Genomic DNA, 23,445 nt, shown 5'->3' with positions numbered 1-23,445 from the left:
AGCGCGCCGGGGGTGCCGGGGTTCGTGCACTCGGACTTCGCGCCGGTGGTGGTCGCCGTGGCGCACCGGTGCCTAGGCCGGGCGTACGGGTCGGCGGGAGTGCCCGCCGGGGTGCGGACGGGAATCGTGCTGGTCAGCGCCAGCGGCGATCTCGCCAGCGCCCGACACGTACGGGCGACCGTCGAGGCCGGCGGGCGGATCGGCCCGCTGTTCTTCTTCCAGTCCGTGCCGAACAGCGTCGCCGGGCACGTCGCGGCCCGCTGGGGTCTGCGGGGACCGGTGGTCTGTCTCAGCCCGACCGGCGACCCGTACAGCGACGGCGTCGCCGAGGCCGACCTGCTGCGCGACGACGGTGACGCCGACGAGGTGTTGCTGATCCTGATCGAACAGGCACCCGACGGGCCGACCGAGGCCCTCGCGGTGCTGCTGGGGGGAGGAGCACGACCATGAGGAAACAAGGACTGCGCGGCGCGCTGGCCGCCGACACCGAGCTGGGGGCGGGCAACGTCCTGGCCCGGGTGCTGGCGCACGGCGCCGACCCGGACGGGCCCGGCCTGACCTTCGACACCGCCTTCGACGGGCACCCCGCCGAGACGCCACTGACGCTGGGGCAGCTCGACGAGCGGGTCGCCGCCCGTGCCGCCTGGCTGCACGAACACGGGGTACGCCCCCGCGATCCGGTCGCCGTCTGGGCCACCGCCGCCGCCGACATGGTGCTCAGCTTCCTGGCGCTGGCCCGGCTCGGGGCGATCCCCGCGCTGATGAACGGCAAACTCCGCCCGGAGATCGCCGCCGAGTACATCCGCCGCCTGCGGGGCGTCGGTGTGCTGGCCGACGACGAGCACACCGCGCTGCTGGCCGGACACGACCTGGGCGTACCGCTGCTCGGCACGCCCGCGCAGGCCGGGACGGGCGACCCGGCCACGGCGCCGGCGCACTACCGGCACCACCCGGACGACCCGATCGTCATCACCCACACGTCCGGGACGACCGGGGTGCCCAAGGCGGTGCTGCACTCGCACGCCAGCCTCTTCGCGGCCACCCGGCACCTGCTCAGCATGCCGCAGGCGCAGGGCACCAGCCGGATCCTCAACGCGCTGCCCGCACCGCACACCGCCACGGTGCTGATGGTCAACCAGGCGCTGGGCAACCGAGCGCAGATGTTCCTGCTCTCCGAGCAGGGCGGCGAGCGGGTGCTGGACGCGATCCAACGCTGGCGGCCCGACGGGGTGTTCGGTTTCTCGGTCACCTGGGCGGAGCTGGCCCGCTTCGACCTGTCCGGGTACGACCTGGACTCGGTGCGGCTGTGGTTCAACACCGGCGACGCCTCGCACGAGCCGCACATCCGCCGCCTCGTCGCTGTCGGTTGGCACGACACCGTCACCCGTGACGGGGTGGCGAAGGTGCCCGGCTCGGTCTTCATCGACGGGCTGGGTTCCAGCGAGATGGGGCACTCGATGTTCCACATCACCCACCGCGCCGACACCGACCGGTACGGCCGCTGCATCGGCCGCCCGTACCAGTTCGCCAAGGTCGCGGTGCTCGACGCCGTCGGCGAGCCGGTGCCGGTCGGCGAGGTGGGTTTCCTGGGCATCGACTCGCCCTCGCTGTTCCGGGGCTACTGGAACGACTCGGTCACCACCTACCGCTTCCGCCAGCGCGGCTGGTACCTCACCGGTGACCTGGTGCGCGCCGACGCCGACGGCCGCTACTACCACCTGGACCGGGCGGTGGACTCGGTCGACGCCGGTGGCGGGCGGCGCTTCTACACCGCGCTGTCCGAGGAGCGGATCCTCGCCGCCTGCTCAGACGTCACCGACTGCACTGTGGTGATCGTCGCCGAGGCCGGCGTGGTGGTCACCGACGTGCTGCTGGAGTTGGCCGCCGGTGCCGACGAGGCGGAGGACCGCACCGAGCGGGTCCGCGCCGCCCTCGGCCCGGACGTCGGGGCCACGCTGCGCCGGGTGGTGCCGGTACGCGCCGCCGACATCCCCGTCACGGTGACCGGCAAGGTTCGCAAGGTGGTCCTGCGGGAGCGCTACCTCACCGAGGTGGCCTCATGAGCGAGCGAAGCGGAGCGGCGGCGTGAGCGCCCTGATCACGGGGATGGGTCTGTTCACCCCGGTCGGGCGGGGCGTCGAGGAGACCTTCGAGGCGCTGACCACCGGCCGGTCCGGGCTGACCCGCCCGCCGCAGGGGCATCCGGCGCAGGAGTCGCTGGACGTCGCAGGCCTGCTGCCCGACATCGACCCGCGGACCGTCGCGTCCGGGCCGGAGACCCGGGTGCTGGACCGGATCGTCGTGCTCGCCCTGCTCGCCGCCGCCGACGCCCTCGCCGATGCCGGCATCGAGGTGGGCCGCGACGTCGACCCCGACCGGATCGGGGTGATCGTCGGCGGGGTCGGCGGGATGGCCACCCTGGAGTCGCAGGTGCTCGCTCGGGCGGCCCGGGGTCGGGCGGCGGTCAGCCCGTACCTGCTCACCGGGATCCTGCCGAACATGCCGGCGGCGCGGATCGCCATCGCGCACGGTATCCGGGGCTACAGCTCGTCGGTCGGCACCGCCTGCGCCTCCGGCGCCCAGGCCGTCGCCGACGGGGTCCGGCTCATCGCTACCGGGGAAGCCGACGTGGTGCTCTGCGGGGCCAGCGAGGCGCCGCTCTTCCCGACCTTCGCCGACACCTTCGGCAACGCGCGGGCGTTGGCGCGCGCCGGCACCGACCCGGGCCGGGCGAGTCGGCCGTTCGACACCTCCCGCAACGGGTTCGTCCTGTCCGAGGGCGCCGCGCTGCTGGTGCTGGAACGCGCCGAGCACGCCGCGGCGCGCGGCGTCGTCGGGTACGCCGAGGTGGCCGGGCATGGCGCGACGACGGACGCCTACCACCCGACCGCGCCTCGCCCCGACGGTGCCGGCGCGGCGGCGTGCATCCGCCGGGCGCTGCGCAGCGCCGGTGTGCCGGCGGCGGTTGTCGGTTACGTCAACGCGCACGGCACCGGCACGAAGCTCGGCGACATCGCGGAGGCCACCGCCCTGGCCGACGTCTTCGGTGTCGGCGGCGTGCCGGTCAGCTCCACCAAGGCGCTCACCGGTCACCTGCTCGGCGCCTCCGGGGTGTTGGAGGCGGCGGCCACCGCGTTGGCGCTCGGTCGGGGGCTGCTGCCGCCGACGTACCACCTCGACGATCCCGACCCGGCCTGCCCGGCGGACCACATCCGTGGTGCGCCCCGCAAGGTCGAGCCGGAGTACGCGGTCACCAACTCGTTCGGGTTCGGCGGACAGAACGTGAGCCTGCTACTGGCGCGCGTCGCCGAGCCGAGGGGGTGATCGAGGCGGCATCCCGGGCGGGGCACGTCCGGACGGCAACGCAGGGGAATCGGGTGGGAAGGCTCAGGGAATATGGACATCCGTGGTATCGACCACATCGAACTCTACGTGGGGGACGCCCGACAGGCGGCCTTCTACTTCAGCACCGCCGTCGGCTTCGAAGTCTGCGGCCAGGGTGGCCCGGAGACCGGGTTGGCCGCGCAACGCTCGCTGCTGCTCTGCCACGGCGACATCCGGTTGCTGCTCACCTCCGGGTTGAGCGCCGAGCATCCGGCCGCGCGGTACGTGCAGCGCCACGGTGACGGCATCGCGGTCGTCGCGGTCGAGGTCGACGACGTCGCGGCCGCGTACGCCGAACTGGTGGGTCGGGGCGCGACCGGTGTGACGCCGCCGATCACCCGCACCGGCGCGGACGCCGAGGTGGTGATCGCCGAGGTGGACGGCTTCGCCGACGTGCGGCACCGGCTGGTGCAACGCCGGGGCGACCGGGGTGAGTTCCTGCCCGGCGCCATCACCGCGGCGCCCTCCGCCACGGACGACCACCCGCCGGTGCTCGCCGAGATCGACCATCTGGCGGTCTGTGTGCCGCCCGGTCAGCTCGACGAGACGGTCCGGCACTTCGAGGCGCTGTTCGACTTCGCGCAGATCTTCGAGGAGCACATCGAGGTCGACGGGCAGGGGATGAACTCCAAGGTGGTGCAGAGCCCGTCCGGGCGGGTCACCGTGGTGCTGCTCGAACCGGACCGCACCCGGCGCCCGGGGCAGATCGACGCGTTCCTCGACCAGCACGCCGGCGCGGGAGTGCAACACCTGGGACTGCGCACCGACGACATCGTCACCGCCGTGGAGGCGCTGGGCCGACGCGGGGTGCGCTTCGCCGGCACACCCGCCAGCTACTACGACGCCCTGGAGGCGCGGGTCGGGCGGGTGGACGCCCCACTGGACCGGCTGCGTGAGCTGGGTGTGCTTGTCGACTCCGACCACGACGGTCAGCTGTTGCAGATCTTCGCCGAGTCGATGCACGTGCGTCGCACGCTCTTCCTGGAGCTGATCGAGCGGCGCGGCGCGCGGGGCTTCGGCAGCGGCAACATCAAGGCGCTCTACGAGGCCAAGGAACGGGAGTTGGCCGCCGTGGCGGCCACACCACAGGGGGTGGGGGCATGAGCGCGAGGAGTGAGCCGGGTTTGCGAGCCCCGCAGTCGCGAACCAGAGGCACAGTGACCGCTACCGAGTTCGAACCCGTGTTGACCGCCGAGGAGCAGGCGCTGCTGCCGTCCGACGACGACGTGCGGCACTACGCCGAGCACGGCTGGTACCTGTCGGGAAAGGTGTTCACCGACGACGAGGTGGACGCTCTCGCCGCCGCCGCGCAGCGCTACTACGACGGGGAGCGGGACCGTCGGCTGCCGGTGCGCCCACCGAAGCTCGCCTACTGGGACCCGTCCAAGGGCCCGGTGCAGCGGCACAACGACTACGTCCACCACGAGCACGACGGGCTCGGCGCGATCCTGCGCAAGCCGCTGATCGGCGCTGTCGCCGCCCGGCTGGCCGAGGCCGACGAGATCCGGGTCTTCCAGTCCACGCTGATCTACAAGCCACCGATCGACGGCGAGCCGAGCAACATCGTGCCCTGGCACTTCGACAAGCACTACTGGGCGTCCTCGTCGTCGGAGAAGATGCTCACCGCGTTCATCCCCTTCCACGACTGCGGCGAGGAGATGGGCACCATCACCATGGTCGACGGCTCGCACCGGTGGAAGGAGATCGGCGCTGACGACACCGTGGTGCGGCACTTCGCCGACCGGGACCGCAGCCAGCTGGAGGAGATGCTGGCCGAGAACGCCGCGTACAACGGCGCCGAGATCCGCAAGGTCCCGATGGTGATCCCCAAGGGACACGTGAGCTTCCACCACTGCCGCACCTATCACGGCAGCGGCCCCAACGTCAGCGGTCGCCCCCGGCAGGCGATCTCGCTGCACCTTCAGGACGGCGACAACGCCTGGCGGGAGTATCCGCTCTCCGACGGCACGCTCGCCGCGTACAACCACGACGTGCTGGTCCGCCGCACCCACGACGGGCGGCCGGACTACTCGGACCCCGACTACTGCCCGATCATCTGGCGCCACCGCGCCCAGCAGGGAGGCTGACATGTCACGGTACGACTGGGGTAAGACGCACCCGGGCATCGAGCGGTTGGAGCGGGCGGTGACCGACCGACGCGACGTCGTGGTCAAGCACCCGCTCTACGCCAACCTGGACACCCACGAGGCGCTGGTCACGTTCATGGAGCACCACGTCTTCGCGGTCTGGGACTTCATGTCCCTGCTGAAGTCGTTGCAGCGGCAGCTCACCTGCGTCACCGTGCCGTGGATCCCCACCGGCCCGACCGGCAGCCGCCGCCTCATCAACGACATCGTGATGGTGGAGGAGAGCGACGAACTGGGCGAGGGCTACATAAGCCATTTCGAGCTGTACGTGCAGGGCATGGCCGAGGCCGGCGCGGACACCTCCGCCGTGAACGCCCTGATCGACCTGCTGCGCGCCGGCCGGCCGGTGCCCGACGCGCTCGCCGAGGCGGGGGCACCGCCGGCGTCGGCGGCGTTCGCCGCGACCACCTGGCAGATCATCGACTCGACCCCGGTGCACTGCCAGGCCGCCGCGTTCGCGTTCGGCCGGGAGGACCTGATCCCGGACATGTTCACCCAGGTCGTCGCGGTCAACGAGCGCAGCAACCGGCTACACAAGTTCGTCGACTACCTGGAGCGGCACATCGAGGTCGACGGCGAACAGCACACCCCGATGGCGATGCAGATGCTCGCCGACCTGTGCGGCGACGACGACACCAAGTGGCAGGAGTGCGCCGACACTGTCAACACCGCCCTCGCGGCCCGGGCCCGGCTCTGGGACGACATCCTGGCCGCCATCAAGGGGCCTGCGTGACCGAGGCCGACCCGGTCCGGCTCTACCGCACGGTCCGGCTGATCCGCCGGTTCGAAGAACGGGCGGTGGAGCTGGTCCACGGCGGGCAGATCGTCGGCGGCATCCACCCGTACCTCGGTCAGGAGGGGATCGCCGCCGGCGTCTGCGCCGCGCTCGGCGCCGACGACGTGCTCGCCGGCACCCACCGCGGGCACGGGCACGTGCTGGCCCGGGGCGCCGACCCGAACCGCATGCTCGCCGAGCTGTGCGGGCGGACCACCGGCCTCAACGCCGGGCGGGGCGGTTCGATGCACGCCGCCGACCTGAGCATCGGCGTGCTCGGCGCCAATGCGATCGTCGGCGCCTCCGGGGCGATCATCACCGGCGCGGTCTGGGCCCGGCGACGCCAGGGCCACGACACCGTCGGGGTGAGCTTCTTCGGCGACGGCGCGGTCAACGAGGGGATGCTGTTGGAGGCGTTCAACCTGGCCGCGCTCTGGCGGGTGCCGGTGCTGTTCGTCTGCGAGAACAACGGCTACGCCACCACCATGCCGGTCGCCGGCGCGGTGGCCGGCAGCATCGCCGGCCGGGCCGCCGCGTTCGACATTCCGGCCGTCGAAGTCGACGGCCAGGACCCCGAGGCGGTACGCGTCGCCGCGTCCGCCGCCGTCGGCCGGATGCGCGCCGGTGGCGGCCCCGAACTGATCGAGGCCCGGACCTACCGTTTCGACGCCCACCACACCTTCGAACACGCGGTACGCCTCGACTACCGCGCGCCCGACGAGGTGACCCGAGGTCGGGCCCGGGACCCGGTCCGCATCCAGGGTGAACGGCTCTGCGACACCGACCGCGCCGCCGTGGACGCCGAGGTCGAGGCGACCCTCGACGCGGCGGTGCGGTTCGCCCTGGCCAGCCCGGAACCCGACCCGGCCGACGCGTTGACCTACCTGTACGCCAGCGGCCTGACCGCCCGCGCCGGAGGTGGCTGAATGACCGCACGCACCGGAGGTGGCTGAATGACCGCATGCACCGGAGGTGGCTGAGGTGCCCCGACTGTCGTACCGCCGGGCGCTGACCCGGGCCCTCGCCGACGAGTTGGCGCGCGACGACGCGGTGTTCCTGCTCGGCGAGGATGTCCAGGTCGGGGCGTCGATGGTGACCACCGGCCTGGCCAAGCGGTTCGGGGCCGAACGGGTCCGCGACACCCCGCTGTCGGAGCAGGCGTTCACCAGCTTCGCCACCGGGGCGGCGTTGGCCGGGCTGCGGCCGGTGATCGAGTTTCAAATTCCTTCGCTGCTGTTCCTGGTGTTCGAGCAGATCGTCAACCACGCGCACAAGTTCCCGCTGATGACCGGCGGGCAGTGCAGTGTCCCCGTCACCTACCTGGTGCCCGGCTCCGGCTCGCGTACCGGGTGGGCCGGGCAGCACTCCGACCACCCGTACAGCCTCTTCGCTCACGTCGGCGTGGTCACCGTCGTGCCGGCCACCCCGGCCGACGCGTACGGGCTGCTGGTCACCGCGATCCGCCACGACGACCCGGTGGTGGTGTTCGCGCCGGCCGGCGCGATGGACGTGCGCGACGACATCGACGACCTGGTGCCGGTGCCGTTGGGCCGGGGGCGGATCCACCGCTTCGGCGATGACGTCACAGTGGTCGCGATCGGACATCTGGTGCACGACGCGCTCGCGGTGGCCGAGGAGTTGGCCGACCAGGTCTCGGTGGAGGTGTTCGACCCCCGCACCCTGTACCCGTTCGACATCGACGGTCTCAGCGAGTCGGTGGCCCGCACCGGACGCCTCGTGGTGTTCGACGACGGTAACCGTTCCTGCGGAATGGCCGCCGAGATCATCACCTCGGTGGTGGAACGGGTCCGGCTGCTCGCCCCGCCGCGCCGGGTCACCCGACCGGACGGGGCGGTGCTGCCGTTCGCCCCGGCGCTGGACCGGGCCGTCCAGCCCGGCCGAGACCAGCTCACCACCGCCATCCACCTGACCATGAAGGACTCATCATGATCGACCCGAACTATCCGTGGCCGCCGGCCGGCCGGGCCTGGACCGACCTGCCGGAGCCGGCCCGTCGGGCCATGGTGGCCAGTGGTGCGGCGGCCTGGGAGCAGGTCTTCCACGGAAGGGCCACCTACAACAAGCAGTGGCGGTTGGCCCGCCCTCCGGTGCTCACCGCCGACGCCTGGCGGGAGCTCAACGAGGTCTGCGACAGGCTGGCGCAGCTCATCCTCGACGCCTGCCGTCGTCGGGCCGGCACCGCCGGTGAGCTGCGCCGGCTGCTCGGCGTGCCGGCGGGGGAGACCCGGCTGCTGGACGAGGCCGAGCCGCTGACCGAGGCGCTGCTGGCCGCGTACCGACCAGATGTGATCTTCTCGGCCGGGGTGCCGAAGTTCGTCGAGTACAACATCGACAGCAGCCTCGGCGGCGGGTTCGACGCCGACACCGTCATTCAGCGGTACGCGCGCCTCTACCAGGAGCAGGGCATCCTCGACGACCTGCCGCTACGGGCCGCGCCGTCCCTGCTGGACCAGCGGTTCGTGGCGATCCGCGAGGAGCTGCGGCTGCCCGAGGGCGCCCGGGTGGCGCTGCTGATGGACTTCGACGCCGACTACCCCGGCCTCGACGACCCGCAGACGTTCATCCGGATCCTCGACCCCCTCGCCGTACGGGCCCGGGACTTCGGCATCGACCTGGTCATCGCGCCGGTCGCCACCGCCGCCGTGGACGCCGACCACCGCCTGGTCGTCGACGGCGCGCCGGTCGACGCGCTGTTCCGGCTCTTCGTGCCCAACCGGGTCACGCCGACCGCCGGCCTGGACGCGGTGGCCGTGGCCCTCGCCTTCGGCACGCTACCGATGTTCGTGTCGACGGCGGCCTGGTTGCTCGGCAACAAGATCACCTTTGCCTGGCTGTGGGCGGACGTGGACGGGCTCCCCGCCGACGACCAGGCGCTGATCCGCCGGCACGTGCCGTACACGGTGCCGTTGACCGCCGCGGCGCTCGACCGGGCCATCGCCGAGCAGGCCACGTTGGTGGCGAAGCCGGCCGACGGTTCGGCTGGGCACGGGGTGCTGCTCGGCCCGGAGCTGAGCGCGGCGGACTGGGCCGACGGTGTGCGGGCCGCCGTCGACCAGGGCGGCGCGATCCTGCAGGAGTACCTGCCGACCGACCGGGTGTCGATGGACTTCGTCCAGATCGAGACCGGTGAGACGGTCACCGCCGACGTCCCGTACTCCCTGGCCCCGTACCTCTTCGGCCGCCAAGCCTCCGGCGGCCTGGCCCGGGTCGGCTACCCCGGCTGCGACGGAGTCCTCAACCTGGCCCACGGCGTCCTCCTGACCGGAATCCTCCTGACCACCTGACCCCCCCACCCACCCCACCCGGGCTCACCCCCCACTTGCCCCCGTTGATCATGAAGTTATTGCCCTTCGGGGCGGCGTGTCGTGGCAATAACTTCATGATCAACGCGCTGGGGGCAACGCGCTGGGGGTTAGAGGGTGCGGTGGGGGGAGAGGGTGCGGAGGGTTTGGGCTGTGGCTATGGCGTCGCTGCGGGCGCTGCCGTGGCGGCCGTCGGTGCTGTAGAGGGTGGGGTCGGCCGTCAGGGGGTGGTCGGTCAGGTGCACGTGGATCGTGTTCAGGCGCTCGGCCAGGGTGGCCGTGTGGGCGGAGAGGCGGCGCATTCGTTTCCCTAGACCGGCCCGGAGGTGCTCGGGCACCGCAGGGCTGTGCGAGACGTCGAACATGCCCACCGTGATCACGTCGGCGCCCCCGTCGCGCAGCGCGGTGATCATCGCGGTCAGCTCGGCGTCCACCGCCTCCGCGTCGTACGCCGGGTGGAAGGCGTCGTTGCCCCCGCAGACGACCAGCGCCAGGTCCGGTGCGAAGTCGAGCGCCGCGGCGAGCTGGGTGGCCCGCACCTGGTGCGCGCGCAACCCGCGTCGACCCAGATTCCGGTACGCCAGCCCGGGGCGTACGGCGCTCAGCTCGGCGGCGACCCGGTCGACCCACTGCACGTCCGGGTAGCCCGGTGTCGGCTCACACATCCCCTCCACCACGCTGTCGCCGAGTGCCACGAACCGCTGCCACGGGTGCCCGTGCAGCAGTTCGGCGGCCTCCCCGGGGCGCAGACAGTACGGGTCCGTCGATTCGGTGAGCGTCGATGGCATGTCGGCACGCTAGCCGACCGTCGGGCGGTCCGACCAGCCTGACCCCGATCCGGTGCGGGCCGGCCCGCACCCGGGGGAGGACCAGCAGCTCTACCCGGGCCTGACCGACTCGCGGTGGGCGGCGGCCAGCCGCTTCGGGGCCCGCGCGTACCACGCGTCGGTGATGACCTCGACCAGCTCGGACGGGCTGATCCGGTCAAGTCTGACCAGCACCGCCGGGTAGCCGTCGAAGTGCGGGGTGGTCAGGTAGATGGACGGGTCGTCGGCGAGCAGGGCCTCCTTGACGCCGAGGTCGGCCACTCGTACGCCGAGCAGCGGGCCGTCAGGTGCGGCGGCCCCGAGCGCGTCGAGATCGGGCCGCCGCAGCGGTCGCTCCCAGACGAATGGTTTGTCGCGCACCCGCCAGGCCGGCAGCCCATCGTACGAGGCCCGCTCGGTGGCCTCGGGCAGCGCTAGCGCGATCCGACGGACGTCGTCCCAACTGGCCATTCCCACACCGTACGGGTTCAGCGCGCCACGGCGTGCTCAGCGAGGAGTTCGCCGAGCACGTGCCCGGCCCGCTCGGCCTTGGCCGGGTCCTCATCGTCCAGGGTGATCAGCGCCTTCCACAGCGCCCAGCCCCGTCCGCGCGCCCAGGTGTCGTCGTCCAGATCGAGCGCCGCGCGGAAGGCGGCGCGGCTGGGGCCGTGCAGCAGGGTCCAGGCGATCACGGTGTCGCAGGCCGGGTCGCCCACACCGGAGCAGCCGAAGTCGATGACCGCGGCGAGCCGGCCGTCGCGGACCAGCAGGTTGCCCTCCGCGACGTCGCCGTGGAACCAGACCGGCAGGCCGGGCCAGACGGCGTCGAGGGCGGCCTGCCAGATGCCGGCGACGACGTCGACGGGCAACCGGTCGCGGTGCGCCTCGATCGCCGCCCGGGTCTCCGCGTCGTACGTGGACAGCGGGCCGCCCCGCCAGGCGCTGTGCGGGCCGGCCAACGGGCCGTCAGTGGCGTCGACGCGACGCAGGGCGCTCAGGAAACCGCCGAGGTCGGTGGCGAACCGGGTCAGGTCGTCGATCCGCTCAGCTCGGGCGGTCTGCCCGTCGATCCACCGGTAGACCGACCACGGGTACGGGTACCCGGCCCCGGGCCGGCCATGGGCCAGCGGAACGGGGATCTCCACCGGCAACTGTGGCCCGAGCACCGGCAGCCAGCGCTGCTCCTTGTCGACCTGGAGGGCGTACCCGGCGCCGCTGGGCAGCCGCACGGTCATCTCCCCACCCAGGTGGAAGGTGCGGTTGTCCCAACCGCCGACCTCGACGGGGCGTACCGGAAGCTGCGCCCACCGGGGGAACTGCTCGGCCACCAGTCGGCGGACCATTGCCACGTCGATCCGGTCGGCCAAGGCGGCGTCGGTCACCGGGACGCCGGGCGGCGGCTGCGCGCTCATCTGTGCGAGCCTGCGGCAGCCCGGGCCGGGCCACAACCGGTTTACGGGGTTGCGGCGGGGGTGGGCCGCGCCGGTGTCTCCGGGCCCACCGCCCGGTTCAACAGCGGGTACGCGGTGATCACCAGGCACGCCGCCGCCATGGTCAGCAGGGCCGGGGTGAGCCCCAGCGCGTCCACCGACCAGCCGCCGAGCAGCGCGCCGACCGGCAACCCGACGAACGCCAACGAACCGGCGATGCCGAGCACCCGGGTCTGCAACTCCGGCGGCACCCGTTCGTAGAGCGCCACCCCGAGCAGGGGGTTGACCGCCGCGATACCGATTCCGGACAGGAACGTCACCACGAGCACCACCGGCAGATCGTCGCTGATCGCCAGGGCCACCAGTCGGGGCGTCCCGGCGACCAGCGCGCCGACCAGGAACGTCAACCGACGGGGCAGCCGGGGCCCGAGCGCGGTGAACACCAGGTTGCCCAGCAGCGCGCCCGCCGAGAACGCCGCCAGCACCAGGCCGAGGCCGCTCGGCCCGTGCAACTCCCGGGCGATCCAGACCGGGATGTAGACGGCCACGCTGGCGTTGGCCACCATGTTCAGCGCCGAGATGACGGCGAGCATGCCCAGCAGCGGCCGGTCCCTGAACAGGTAGCTGAAGCCGCCCCGCAGGGCACGCAGGTAACTCTCTTGCTGGGCGGGTTGCGCCGGGGCGGCCGGCGGGCGGACCAGGACGCCGATGAGCAACGCGCAGACACCGAAGCTGGCCGCGTCGATGAGGATCGCCTCGGTCACCCCGAACGCGGCGATCAGCAGGCCGCCCACGGCGGCGCCGAACAGGGTCACCACCCGGCTGAGCCCGTCGTACGCGGAGGTCAGCCGGATCAGCGGCACCCCGGCGGCCTCCGCCACCGGCCGGAACATCACGTGCTTCACCCTGTCCCCGATGCCCCGTAGCGCGCCGGCCACCGCGACGAGCGCCACCAGCGGGGCGAAGCCCAACCACGGGGTCAACGCGACGACGACCATCGCCACCGCGCTGCCCGCGTCGCAGAGGATCGAGGTCCGGCGCAGGCCGATCCGGTCCGCCCAGGGGGTGCCCAACGCGCTGGACAGCAGGTACGGCAGGGTCTCGGCGAACGCGACCAGGCCCATCTTGGTGGGGCTGCCGGTGGTGACCAGCACCAGCCACGGGATGGTCACCACCGAGATGCGGGTGCCCAGGTTGGAGATCAGGTCGGCGCTGACCAGGACGACCAGTTGCCGGCGGGGGGTCACGCCCCGACCGCCGCCGCCCGACGGGCCGCGTGCCGCGCGCGCAGCGCCCGCTTGTCCACCTTCATCGACCGGTTCACCGGCAGCCGGTCGACGAACTCCACAGCGGCCGGCGCCCACATCTCGTTGAGTTCGGTGGTCGCCAGGTCGATCAGCTCCGCCCCGGTGACCGTCGCGCCCGGCCCGAGCACCACGTACGCGTACGGCACCTCACCGACCGTCTCGTCCGGCACGCCGATCACGGCGGCGGCCCGTACCTGGGGGTGCCCGACCAGCACATCCTCGATGGGACGGCAGAAGATGGCCCAGTTCCGCCGATGCGTGACGATCATGTCGTGCGCCCGATCGACCAGGTAGAGGTAGCCGTCGTCGTCGAGATGGCCGATGTCGCGGGTGCGCACCCACCCGTCGACGAGCGTCTGCGCGGTCAGCTCCGGCTGACCGTGGTAACCGGCGAAGCTCAGTCGGGTCTGCACCCACACCTCGCCGTCGCGGCCCGTCGGCAGCACCGCGCCGTCGTCGTCGCGGATCTCGATGCGCACGTCGCCGTAGGGCCGCCCGCACGAGCGCAGCCGCTCCGGGTGCTCCGGATCGTCGGTCAGGCCGGGCAGCGCGGTGATCACGACCGCCTCGCTGAGGCCGTACACGATGCGCAGCACCGGGCCGAAGCGCGCGATGGCCTGGCGCAGCCGGGCGGGCGCGGCGGGCCCGGCGCCCACGTTGAACATGAACATGGCGGAGAAGTCCGCGCCGATCAGCGCCGGGTGGTCCAGCACCTCGTAGAGCATCGGTGGGGTGACGAAGGTCGAGTTGATCCGCTCGCGCTGCACGGTGTCCACGAAGGCCACCGGGTCCCAGTCGTCACGCAGGAACAGCACCCCGCCGGTGAACAGGTTGAACAGCGTGGTGATCTGCCCGCTGGCCAGCCACATCGGCGAGTGCGACAGGTGCCGCAGCAGCGGGAACCCGGCGGCGCGGAAGTCGGCGGCCAGGGTGAGGATCTGGGCGTAGAAGCTCTCCCGGTGGTGCACCAGCTTGGGGGCTCCGGTGGTGCCGCTGGTCTGCAGGAACGACTCGGGTGCCGGCACGGTCGCCGGTAGGTCCGATACGTCGGCGTCGGCGGTCAGGTCGGGGCCGGCTCCGCCCGCGCCCAGACAGCACACCGGTGTGCCGGGCAGCGCGGCGGCCAGCTCCGGGCCCAGGCTGGCCCGGTCCCGGGCGTCGTAGACCAGGGCGTCGGGGCGGGCCAACCGGATGAACTCGTCGACCTCCCGGCGCGCGGTCACCGGGGCGACCCACATCGTCCGGCAGCCCAGCAGGTGCAGGGCGAGCTGCAGCAGCGGCCCCTCCACCGCGTTCGCGACGGTCACCAGCACCGCCGACCCGGGCCGTACGCCATGCCTGGTCAACGTCGCGGCCATCGCCCGGACCCGCGCGGCGGCCTCGGTGTAGGTGAGTCGCCGATCGGCCCCGACCAGCGCCTCCCGGTCGCCGAATTCGGCGAACAGATCCAACACCCTGTGCACGTACATCGTGGTGTGCCCGGGTCCGTCAGTCATCCGGCAGCCCCCATCCGAGAAAGCGGCGGTCCCCGGGCAGCTCCCGGTGACGACGCGACGGTGGCGCGCTCGGGCGACCGCACCGCCGCCGCCTGGAAGCCTAGGTCGGAAACCGCCGGTCGGAACCGTGCCGACGGGCGGTCCGAGCGGCCCGCCGGACATTTGATCACGTCGATCAGGTTGATTGACGCCCGTCTGTGGGGGCGGCTAGGTTTCTGGACCATCGTCCAGGCGGGCGCCGTCGACGGACGGCCCTGGGCTCCACACGATGGAGGTTCCATGGCAACGGCAACCCCGAAGAGATGGCCTGTCATCGCCGCCGCGGCCGCGCTGTTGGTCGCCGGCGCACCCGCCGTCGTCGCCAGCGCCGGCCCGTCCAGCGCCGGCCCGGCCGGCCCCGCCGCCGGGCGGCCCGATCGCGCCGACTGGGCGGGCAGTTGGGCCACCGCGGTCACCCGGGGCAACTCGGTCGGGTTGACCAACACCGGCCTCAACGACCAGAGCGTCCGGATGATCGTGCACGTCTCGGTGGGCGGCCCGGCGCTACGGGTCCGGCTGAGCAACCTCTACGGCGAGCAGGCGGTCAAGGTCGGCCGCGCCACCGTCGCCCGGCCGAACACGGCGACCCCCGACGACCTCTCCGACATCGACCCGGCGTCGGTGCGCCCGTTGACCTTCACCGGTGCCACCACGGCGACCATGAACCGGGGCGCGGAGTTGCTCAGCGACCCGTTGACCTTCCGGGTCGCTGACGACAGTGACCTGGTGGTCACCCTGCACTTCCCGACGCCGACCGGCCCGACCACGTTTCACGGGCAGTCCCAACAGGCCAACTTCATCGGCGCCGGCGATCTGACCGGGGCGGCCGAGGGCACCGGGTTCACCACCCGTCCCACCTGCTGCTGGTTCTTCCTCTCCGGCATCGACGTGCAGCGCAAGGCAAGCCCCGGCGCGCTGGTCGTGCTCAGCGACTCCATGGGGGACGGCAACGGCAGCACCGTCAACGCCAACCGGCGCTGGCCCGACCTGCTCTCCGACCGGCTGCTCGCCGACCGGCCGGACAAGCACACCCCGGGCGTGCTCAACCTGAGCCTGGCCGGCAACCGGCTCAACCACGAGGGCACCGAGCCGGGCGACGGCGACTACCCCGGCTACTACCAGCTCGGCCCGAACGCGGCGGCCCGGCTCAACGAGGACGTCTTCGGCCAGACCGGGGTGCGTACCGTCGTCACCCACCTGGGCATCAACGACATCTGGATGTCGAACGACACACCCGAGGCGATCATCGCCACTCTGCGGCAGATCAACCAGCAACTCCAGCAGCGCGGGCTGACCAGCCTGGTGGCCACGCTGACGCCGTACGAGGGGCACGGCGCACCGGGCGTGTGGACGCCGCAGAAGGAGGCCACCCGCCAGGCGGTGAACGCGTACCTGCGCGGCAGCCGGGAGTTCGACGGGCTGCTCGACTTCGACCGGGTGCTGCGTGACCCGGCCCGACCCAGCCAGTTGCTGGCCGCGTACGACTCGGGGGACCACATCCACCCGAACGACGCCGGCAACCAGGCACTGGCCAACGCCGTGCCGCTGCGGCTGCTCGATCTGTGACATCGGTCGGGGGCGGCGGGTGATCCTCGCCGCCCCCGGCCACCGACATCCTGGGGAGGAGTTTCGTCATGGAGGTAGGGGAGTTACTCACCGGTCTGTACAGCGAACAGGGCCGACAGGATCCGTACCCGTGGTATGCGGAGCTGCATCGGCTCGGGCCGATCAGCGCGGTGCCGGCGCGCGCCGAGCACCGTACGGTGGCCGCGGTCGCGGTCGGCTACGACCTGATCGACGGGTTGCTGCGCGATCCGGAGTGGACGAAACAGCCGCCGCCGGGCTGGGAGGAGCAGGAGATCCTGCGGACCTTCCAGACCTCGATGATGTTCATCAACCCGCCCGATCACACCCGGATGCGGCACGTCTTCTCCCGCACCTTCACGCCGCGCCGCCTCGGCGCGCTGGAACCGGTGATCCTGCGGGTCGTCGACGAGCTGCTGGACCGGATGGCGGACGCCGGGGAGGGCGTTGTCGACTTCGTGGCCGACTTCGCGTACCCGATCCCGGCCCTGGTGATGGCCGAGTTCATCGGGATCCCGGTCGCCGAGCTGCCGTGGTACCGCGAGCGGGTGGAATGGATCGACGAATTCCTGGACGTGGCGGGGAAGACCCCGCAGCGGCTGGCCGCGGCCAACACCGCCGCAGAGGATCTGCGGGTCTTCTACCGCGAGCTGATCGGGCACCGTCGTCGGGTTCCCGGAGACGACCTGCTCAGCGGGTTGGTCGAGGCGCTCGACTCGGGGGAGGTGGAGCTGACCGAGGAGGAGCTGATCAGCAACCTGATCGTGCTGTTCAACGCCAGCTTCGTCACCACCGTCTACATGTTCAGCAACGGGCTGCCGTTGTTGCTGGCGCACCCGGAGACGGTAGCGGCGCTGCCCACCGACGCCACGCTGGCACAGGGTTGCGTCGACGAGGTGCTGCGGTTGGCGAGCCCGGTGCACTTCCTGGCCCGCGCCGCGCCGGCCGACACCGTGCTGGACGGCGTGCCGGTCGCCAAGGACGACAACGTGCTGATCATGATCGGGGCGGCGAACCGGGACCCGGCCCGCTTCCCGGCCCCGGACACCTTCGATGCGACCCGTCCCGGCCCACCGTCGCTGGCCTTCGGGGTGGGCCTGCACTTCTGCCTCGGCGCGGCGGTGTCGCGGTTGGAGGGACGGCTCGCGCTGCCCCGTCTGTTCGCCCGGTTCCCCACGCTGACAGTCACCGAGACGCCGACGTACAGCGGCAGCCTGTTCCTGCGCGGCATCGACAAGCTGCTGGTCAGCACCGGTGGATAGGAGCGACATGGCCCTGCACCCGGAGGTGGCGGCGTACCGGGCGGCCCGGGCCGCGGCCGGCACCCCGCCGCTGTACACCCAGACCCTCGCCGAGGCGCGCGCCGCGGACCTGGCCGCGATCCGCGCCGGCAGCGGCGCGGTCGAGCCGGTGACCGAGGTACGCGACGAGCGCATCCCCGGCCCCGCCGGTGAGCTGCCGCTGCGGGTGTACCGGCCGAGCGGGTCGGGTCCGCTGCCCACCCTGCTGTACTTCTTCGGCGGCGGCTGGACGCTCGGCAGCATCGACACCGCCGACGGCATCTGCCGGCGCCTGGCCAACGCCGTGCCCTGTCAGGTGATCACCGTCGGCTACCGCCGCGCCCCGGAGCACCCCTTTCCGGCGGCGGTGCACGACTGCCACGCCGCCACCTCGTGGAGCGCCGGGCACGCCGACCGGCTGGGCGTGGACCCGACCCGGCTGGCGGTGGGCGGGGACAGCGCCGGCGGGAACCTGGCCGCCGCGGTCACCCTGCTCAGCCGTACGGACGGGCCACCACTCGCCGCGCAACTGCTCGTCTATCCGAACACCGACTCCAGCGCCGAACCGGTCGGTGACGACGACCCGACACTGTTCAACGGCCATTCGGTCGCCTGGTACCGGCGGCACTACTTCTCCGACCCGGCGCACGCCCGGGATCCGCTGGCGTCGCCACTGCTCGCCGACGACCTGTCCGGGTTGCCGCCGGCGCTGGTGATCACCGCCGAACTGGACCCCCTCCGCGCCGAGGGGCAGCGGTACGCCGAGCGGCTGCGCGACGCTGGTGTGTCCACCCGGCTGGCGCACTACCCGGGCATGATCCACGGGTTCTTCGCCATGCCCGGAACCTTCGCCGACGGGCGAAGGGCGCAGCGCGGCGCGGCGGCGTTCCTCCGGGAGCGCTTCGGGCTGCCGACCGTGCCGGACGACGTGGATGAGCCGGCCGAGCCGGTGGCCGCGACGGGCCCGGGGACAGCCGATGGGTGAACGGGTGCTGGCCGACCCGCCGACCGTGTCGCTCGCCGACTACGCCGAGCGGGCCCGGGCCGTGCTGCCGCCGGACGTGTGGGACTACCTGGCCGGGGGCAGCGCGTCCGAGGTGACCCTCGCCGCCAACCGACACGCGCTGGACCGGGTCGCGGTGCTGCCCCGGGTGCTGCGTGGCGTGGACACGGTCGACCTCGGCGCCGACCTGCTCGGCCGTCGGTACGCCATGCCGGTCGGAGTGGCGCCGATGGCCTACCAGCGGCTGGTGCACCCGGACGGGGAGTTGGGTCTCGCGGCGGCGGCCGGCGCGGCCGGGATCCCGTACCTGGCGAGCACGCTGGGCAGCACACCCATCGAACAGGTGACCGGGGTGGGCGCGGACGTCTGGTTCCAGCTGTACTGGCTGCGCGACCGGGCTCTCGTCCGCGACCTGCTGGACCGGGTGGCGGCGGCCCGGTGCCGGGCGTTGGTTGTCACCGTGGACGTCCCGGTGCTCGGCCGACGTCCCCGGGACCTGCGCAACGCGTTCCGGCTGCCGCCCGAGGTGGTTGCCGCGAACCTCCCCGACGGCCGCGACGCGCTGGCGCACTCCGGTGCCCCCGGGGTGTCCGCGATCGCCGTGCACACCGCGGCGTCGTTCGCGCCGGCGCTGCGCTGGGCGGACCTGGCGTGGCTGCGCGAGCAGGTCGACCTGCCGCTGGTGGTCAAGGGCCTGCTGGACCCGCGCGACGCTGTCGAGGCGGTACGGGTCGGTGCGGACGCGGTGGTCGTCTCCAACCACGGCGGGCGGCAACTGGACGGCTCACCGGCGAGCGTCACCATGCTGCCGGAGGTCGTCGACGCGGTCGGGGACGGGTGCCAGGTACTGCTGGACAGCGGCATCCGCAGCGGCACCGACGTGCTGCGTGCGCTGGCGTTGGGTGCGTCCGGGGTGCTGATCGGTCGGCCGCTGCTCTGGGCGCTGGCCGTCGGTGGCGAACCGGCCGCCCGGGACGCGTTGGCGCTGCTCGGCACCGAGTTGACCGACGCGCTCACCCTGGCCGGCTGTGCCGACCCGGTGGCGGCCGGCGAACTGCGTACCCTCGGGGTGGGTTGACGGGTGAGCGCCGCGGAACCGGTCGACCTGACCGTCGCCGACCTGCACCCCGCGCTCGGTGACCCGGCGCTGACCTCGATGAACTTCCTCAACGAGGTGTCCGAACGCTACCCGGCGGCGGTGTCGCTCGCGGCCGGCCGGCCGTACGAGGAGTTCTTCGACCTCGCGGCCGTGCACCGGCACCTGGACGCCTTCCACCGGCACCTCGTCGACGACCTGGGGCACCGACCCGAGCAGGCCCGACGACTGCTGCTGCAGTACGGCCGGACCAAGGGCATCGTGCACCACCTGATCGCCCGCAACCTCGCCGTCGACGAGGGGATCAGCGTCGACCCGGAGGACGTCGTGGTGACCGTCGGCTGCCAGGAGGCCATGTTCCTGGTGCTGCGAGCGTTGCGGGCCGGGCCGACGGACGTGCTGCTCGCGGTCGCCCCGACCTACGTCGGGCTGACCGGGGCGGCCCGGCTGGTGGACCTGCCGGTCTGGCCGGTCGCCGGCGGGTCGTCCGGGGTCGACCTGGCCGACCTGGCCGCCCAGGTACGCCGGGCACGGGCGGCGGGGCTGCGGCCGCGCGCCTGTTACCTGATGCCGGACTTCGCCAACCCCTCCGGGGTCAGCATCGACGCCGGACACCGGCAACGGTTGCTGGACCTGGCGGCGCAGGAGGATCTGCTGCTGCTGGAGGACAACCCGTACGGCCTGTTCCACAGCGACGACGGGCCGCGCTCGCCCACCCTGAAGGCGTTGGACACCGGTCGGCGCGTCGTCTATCTCGGCTCGTTCGCCAAGACCGTGCTCCCCGGCGCACGGGTCGGGTACGTCGTCGCCGACCAGCGGGTGGCCGGGCCGGGCGGGCGGGTCGGCCCGTTCGCCGACCAACTCGCCATGATCAAGAGCATGGTCACGGTCAACACGTCGCCGATTGCGCAGGCGGTGATCGGCGGCCGGCTGTTGGAGCACGGTTGCAGTCTGGTGGCCGCGAACACCCGGGAGCGGTCCGCGTACACCCGGAATCTGCGCCACCTGGTGGCCGGCCTGGCCCGGCGGTTCCCGCCCGGGGCGGACGGCGCGGCGTCGGTGCGTTGGACGGTGCCGGCCGGTGGGTTCTTCGTGGTGGTGACCGTGCCGTTCCCGGTCGACGACGCGTTGCTGGACCGCTCGGCACGTGACTATGGCGTGCTGTGGACGCCGATGGCGCACTTCTACGACGACACGGCGCCGGTGTGCGCGTTGCGGTTGTCGGTCAGCGCGGTCACGCCGGAGCAGATCGACGTCGGGTTGGATCGCCTCGCGGCGCTGATCACCGACGAGCTGACCCGCCGGGCGGGTTGACGCACCGCGTTCATCGGATGGCAATGTGCGACGACCCGCCTGCCGCCGTCCTGGGTGGACAGACATAATAGGGCCCATGGTTGCCTGGGAGTACGCCCTGCTCGTCCGTCGCTATCAGGGACAGGGCCGCAATTTTCACGTCTCGTTCGTCTGGTACGCGCCGGACGGTTCCCGTAAGGACATCACCGCCTACGGCGACACCGCCATCGCGCACCTCAACCTCGCCGGCCGCGAGGGGTGGGAGCTGGTCTCCGCCGCCGAGGACGTCAACAACGTCCAGGGCAGCACCGAAGTGCACCGCTACCACCTGAAGCGCCCCCTGGTCTGACCCTCCGGAGGGCTTCACCCCGTCCGCCTGCGTCGATCATGGAGTTGTGGTGGTGGACGAAAGTCGCTACCCGCCCTGATTCGGGCACCACAACTCCATGATCGACGCGAGTCGGTCGGGTCAGCCCAGGTCGACCGAGGGGTAGAGCGGGTGCGTGGCCAGCAGGTCGGTGGCCTGCCGGGCGACCTTGTCGGCCAGGCCCGGGTCCAGGGTGTACTTCGCCTTCGACGGGGTGCCGTCGGCGTTGGCGCCCGCGGTGGTCTGGGTCAGCACGGTGTGGATCAGCTCGGCGGTCTGGTCCATCTCGGCGGTGCCGAGGCCCCGGGTGGTCAGCGCCGGGGTGCCGATCCGGATGCCGGACGTGTACCAGGCGCCGTTCGGGTCCTGCGGGACCGAGTTGCGGTTGGTGACGATGCCCGAGTCGAGCAGGGCCTGCTCGGCCTGCCGACCGGTGAGCCCGTAACCGGACACGTCGATCAGCACCAGGTGGTTGTCGGTGCCACCGGTGACCAGCTTCGCGCCCCGGTGCAGCAGCCCCTCGGCGAGCGCCTGCGCGTTGTCGACGATCCGCTGGGCGTAGTCGGCGAAGTCGGGCCGGCGTGCCTCCGCGAGCGCGACCGCCTTGGCGGCCATCACGTGCGGCAGTGGACCACCGAGCACCATCGGGCAGCCCCGGTCCACCTGGTCGGCCAGCTCCGGCTGGCAGAGCACCATGCCGCCGCGCGGGCCGCGCAACGACTTGTGCGTGGTGGTCGTGACGATGTGCGCGTGCGGCACCGGGTCGAAGTCACCGGTGAAGACCTTGCCGGCCACCAGACCGGCGAAGTGCGCCATGTCGACCATGAAGGTCGCGCCGACCGAGTCGGCGATCTCGCGCAGGATCCGGAAGTTCACCTTCCGGGGGTACGCCGAGTAGCCGCCCACCAGGATCAACGGCTTGAACTCGCGGGCAGCCTCGGCCACCCGGTCGTAGTCGATCAGGCCGGTCGCCGGGTCGGTGCCGTAGCTGCGCTGGTCGAACATCTTGCCGGAGATGTTCGGCCGGAAGCCGTGGGTGAGGTGGCCACCGGCGTCCAGCGACATGCCGAGCATCCGCTGGTTGCCCAGCTCGCGGCGCAGCGCGAACCAGTCGGCCTCGGTGAGGTCGTTGACCTGGCGGACCTGGGCCTTCTTCAGGGCGGGGGACTCCACCCGGTCGGCCAGCACCGCCCAGAAGGCGACCAGGTTGGCGTCGATCCCCGAGTGCGGCTGCACGTACGCGTGCGCGGCGCCGAACAGCTCCCGGGCGTGCTCGGCTGCGAGCGCCTCGACGGTGTCGACGTTCTGGCAGCCGGCGTAGAAGCGGCGACCGACGGTGCCCTCGGCGTACTTGTCGCTGAACCAGTTGCCCATCGCCAGCAGGGTCGCCGGGGAGGCGTAGTTCTCGCTGGCGATCAGCTTGAGTGACTCTCGCTGGTCGGTCAGCTCGGCGCCGATGGCGTCGGCGACCCGCGGCTCGACAGCCCGGATCACCTCAAGGGCGCTCCGGAATGCGGTGGACTCGGCGTTGCGGGACATGCGACCTCCAACAGACGTGCGGGAAGGCCCAGGCGCTCGGCAAACGTCCACGTGACGAGGCCGCTCCCCGATGGTTTTCCATCCCCACGCGCCAGTAACGGCCCGGGCCGATCCTACCGGGCCGGGCCCGGTCGTTCGGGCCGCCCTCCGGGAGGCGACCATCCCACGGTGCTCGGTAGGTGCCCCCTCCTCTCGCGATCTTGCACTTTCTGTCGCGACAAAACGTCACCAAATATCGCTAACTAGCAGCGGAAAGTGCAAGATCGCGGGGTGGGGCGGGGCGGGGCGGGGCGGGGCGGGGCGGGGCGGGGCGGGGCGGGGCGGGGCGCGGCGCGGCGCGGTGGGGGTACGCGGCGCGTCGGCGCGCAGCGCGATCATCTTCTCGCCGATCTCCTGGAGCTGCTTGCGGCCCAGCGCGTCGCGGACCTTGGGGAACCACTCCTGCTCTTCCTCCTCGACGTGGTGGGTGACGTTCTCGATCAGCAGCCCCTTTTCGGCGTCCTGGAAGGCCTTGAACAGGCGGCGCATTTCCTTGTGGTCCTCTTTGAGCAGGACGATGGCATCGGTCGACACCGG

Annotated in this window: 22 protein-coding genes and 1 riboswitch; of the genes, 15 read left to right on the top strand and 7 right to left on the bottom strand. The window is 72.3% G+C overall.

Annotation, left to right across the window (positions count from 1 at the left end; translation table 11 throughout):
- Nucleotides 1-12: 12 nt before the first annotated feature.
- The 9 genes from V6U86_RS17880 (at nucleotide 13) to V6U86_RS17840 (ending at nucleotide 9,611) form a co-directional block, all read left to right on the top strand.
- On the top strand, nucleotides 13-450 hold the full coding sequence (locus V6U86_RS17880) for a beta-ketoacyl synthase chain length factor (protein ID WP_334504746.1): 438 nt from the start codon (nucleotides 13-15) through the stop codon (nucleotides 448-450).
- The gene (locus V6U86_RS17875) at nucleotides 447-2,063 is read left to right on the top strand and encodes a class I adenylate-forming enzyme family protein (RefSeq protein ID WP_334504743.1); all 1,617 of its coding nucleotides are present in this window, start codon (nucleotides 447-449) and stop codon (nucleotides 2,061-2,063) included. The genes V6U86_RS17880 and V6U86_RS17875 overlap by 4 nt, the downstream gene beginning before the upstream one ends.
- 22 nt (nucleotides 2,064-2,085) lie before the next feature.
- Nucleotides 2,086-3,324 carry a beta-ketoacyl-[acyl-carrier-protein] synthase family protein gene (locus tag V6U86_RS17870; protein WP_334504740.1) on the top strand — a complete coding sequence of 413 codons (1,239 nt, stop codon included), beginning with the start codon at nucleotides 2,086-2,088 and terminating at the stop codon, nucleotides 3,322-3,324.
- Between the two features lie 72 nt (nucleotides 3,325-3,396).
- Entirely contained in the window at nucleotides 3,397-4,488 is a 1,092-nt protein-coding gene (gene hppD, locus V6U86_RS17865) for a 4-hydroxyphenylpyruvate dioxygenase (RefSeq protein WP_334504738.1), read from the top strand.
- A 53-nt stretch (nucleotides 4,489-4,541) separates the two neighbouring features.
- Nucleotides 4,542-5,471, top strand: a complete 930-nt coding sequence (locus V6U86_RS17860) for a phytanoyl-CoA dioxygenase family protein (RefSeq protein WP_334504736.1) — start codon at nucleotides 4,542-4,544, stop codon at nucleotides 5,469-5,471.
- Nucleotide 5,472: 1 nt separating this feature from the next.
- Nucleotides 5,473-6,264 (top strand): DUF3050 domain-containing protein, encoded by a 792-nt coding sequence (locus V6U86_RS17855; protein WP_334504735.1) that lies wholly within the window; start codon nucleotides 5,473-5,475, stop codon nucleotides 6,262-6,264.
- The gene (locus tag V6U86_RS17850) at nucleotides 6,261-7,232 is read left to right on the top strand and encodes a thiamine pyrophosphate-dependent dehydrogenase E1 component subunit alpha (protein WP_334504733.1); all 972 of its coding nucleotides are present in this window, start codon (nucleotides 6,261-6,263) and stop codon (nucleotides 7,230-7,232) included. Before V6U86_RS17855 ends, V6U86_RS17850 begins: the two co-directional genes overlap by 4 nt.
- A gap of 55 nt (nucleotides 7,233-7,287) precedes the next feature.
- Nucleotides 7,288-8,256, top strand: a complete 969-nt coding sequence (locus V6U86_RS17845; RefSeq protein WP_334504731.1) for an alpha-ketoacid dehydrogenase subunit beta — start codon at nucleotides 7,288-7,290, stop codon at nucleotides 8,254-8,256.
- Complete coding sequence (locus tag V6U86_RS17840; RefSeq protein WP_334504729.1) at nucleotides 8,253-9,611, top strand: hypothetical protein; 1,359 nt, start codon at nucleotides 8,253-8,255, stop codon at nucleotides 9,609-9,611. The genes V6U86_RS17845 and V6U86_RS17840 overlap by 4 nt, the downstream gene beginning before the upstream one ends.
- Before the next feature lie 128 nt (nucleotides 9,612-9,739).
- On the opposite strand, the gene V6U86_RS17835 is transcribed toward V6U86_RS17840, so the two are convergent.
- The 5 genes from V6U86_RS17835 to V6U86_RS17815 all read right to left on the bottom strand — a co-directional run bounded on the left by V6U86_RS17835 (nucleotide 9,740) and on the right by V6U86_RS17815 (nucleotide 14,668).
- Nucleotides 9,740-10,417, bottom strand: a complete 678-nt coding sequence (locus V6U86_RS17835; RefSeq protein ID WP_334504726.1) for an SGNH/GDSL hydrolase family protein — start codon at nucleotides 10,415-10,417, stop codon at nucleotides 9,740-9,742.
- Between the two features lie 90 nt (nucleotides 10,418-10,507).
- The gene (locus tag V6U86_RS17830; RefSeq protein WP_334504723.1) at nucleotides 10,508-10,906 is read right to left on the bottom strand and encodes an MmcQ/YjbR family DNA-binding protein; all 399 of its coding nucleotides are present in this window, start codon (nucleotides 10,904-10,906) and stop codon (nucleotides 10,508-10,510) included.
- Nucleotides 10,907-10,923: 17 nt separating this feature from the next.
- Nucleotides 10,924-11,847: an aminoglycoside phosphotransferase family protein gene (locus V6U86_RS17825; protein ID WP_334504721.1), complete on the bottom strand. Its 924-nt coding sequence runs from the start codon at nucleotides 11,845-11,847 to the stop codon at nucleotides 10,924-10,926.
- A gap of 41 nt (nucleotides 11,848-11,888) precedes the next feature.
- Entirely contained in the window at nucleotides 11,889-13,112 is a 1,224-nt protein-coding gene (locus V6U86_RS17820) for an MFS transporter (protein ID WP_334504719.1), read from the bottom strand.
- A complete protein-coding gene (locus V6U86_RS17815; RefSeq protein ID WP_334504716.1) occupies nucleotides 13,109-14,668 on the bottom strand; it encodes an AMP-binding protein in 1,560 nt (519 codons plus the stop codon). The genes V6U86_RS17820 and V6U86_RS17815 overlap by 4 nt, the downstream gene beginning before the upstream one ends.
- Before the next feature lie 312 nt (nucleotides 14,669-14,980).
- Between V6U86_RS17815 and V6U86_RS17810 the strand changes: the two genes are divergently transcribed.
- The 6 genes from V6U86_RS17810 to V6U86_RS17785 all read left to right on the top strand — a co-directional run bounded on the left by V6U86_RS17810 (nucleotide 14,981) and on the right by V6U86_RS17785 (nucleotide 21,312).
- On the top strand, nucleotides 14,981-16,273 hold the full coding sequence (locus V6U86_RS17810; RefSeq protein WP_334504819.1) for an SGNH/GDSL hydrolase family protein: 1,293 nt from the start codon (nucleotides 14,981-14,983) through the stop codon (nucleotides 16,271-16,273).
- Between the two features lie 68 nt (nucleotides 16,274-16,341).
- A complete protein-coding gene (locus V6U86_RS17805; protein WP_334504714.1) occupies nucleotides 16,342-17,553 on the top strand; it encodes a cytochrome P450 in 1,212 nt (403 codons plus the stop codon).
- Between the two features lie 7 nt (nucleotides 17,554-17,560).
- Nucleotides 17,561-18,556 (top strand): alpha/beta hydrolase, encoded by a 996-nt coding sequence (locus V6U86_RS17800; RefSeq protein WP_334504711.1) that lies wholly within the window; start codon nucleotides 17,561-17,563, stop codon nucleotides 18,554-18,556.
- Nucleotides 18,549-19,652 (top strand): alpha-hydroxy acid oxidase, encoded by a 1,104-nt coding sequence (locus V6U86_RS17795; protein WP_334504709.1) that lies wholly within the window; start codon nucleotides 18,549-18,551, stop codon nucleotides 19,650-19,652. Before V6U86_RS17800 ends, V6U86_RS17795 begins: the two co-directional genes overlap by 8 nt.
- Before the next feature lie 3 nt (nucleotides 19,653-19,655).
- Complete coding sequence (locus tag V6U86_RS17790) at nucleotides 19,656-20,984, top strand: aminotransferase-like domain-containing protein (RefSeq protein WP_334504706.1); 1,329 nt, start codon at nucleotides 19,656-19,658, stop codon at nucleotides 20,982-20,984.
- A gap of 67 nt (nucleotides 20,985-21,051) precedes the next feature.
- Complete coding sequence (locus V6U86_RS17785; protein ID WP_334504817.1) at nucleotides 21,052-21,312, top strand: hypothetical protein; 261 nt, start codon at nucleotides 21,052-21,054, stop codon at nucleotides 21,310-21,312.
- Nucleotides 21,313-21,432: 120 nt separating this feature from the next.
- Here the strand turns inward: V6U86_RS17785 and V6U86_RS17780 are convergent, their stop codons facing one another.
- Both V6U86_RS17780 and V6U86_RS17775 read right to left on the bottom strand, forming a co-directional pair.
- Nucleotides 21,433-22,869, bottom strand: a complete 1,437-nt coding sequence (locus tag V6U86_RS17780) for a glycine hydroxymethyltransferase (RefSeq protein WP_334504703.1) — start codon at nucleotides 22,867-22,869, stop codon at nucleotides 21,433-21,435.
- Between the two features lie 19 nt (nucleotides 22,870-22,888).
- Nucleotides 22,889-22,978: riboswitch (ZMP/ZTP riboswitch) on the bottom strand.
- Nucleotides 22,979-23,094: 116 nt separating this feature from the next.
- Nucleotides 23,095-23,442 (bottom strand): hypothetical protein, encoded by a 348-nt coding sequence (locus V6U86_RS17775; RefSeq protein ID WP_334504700.1) that lies wholly within the window; start codon nucleotides 23,440-23,442, stop codon nucleotides 23,095-23,097.
- Nucleotides 23,443-23,445: the final 3 nt, after the last annotated feature.

Origin of the sequence: Micromonospora sp. CPCC 205558 (genome assembly GCF_036902955.1) — a bacterium.
In the GTDB taxonomy this organism is placed as follows: Bacteria; Actinomycetota; Actinomycetes; order Mycobacteriales; family Micromonosporaceae; genus Micromonospora.
This window is presented reverse-complemented; position numbering and strand designations above follow the sequence as displayed.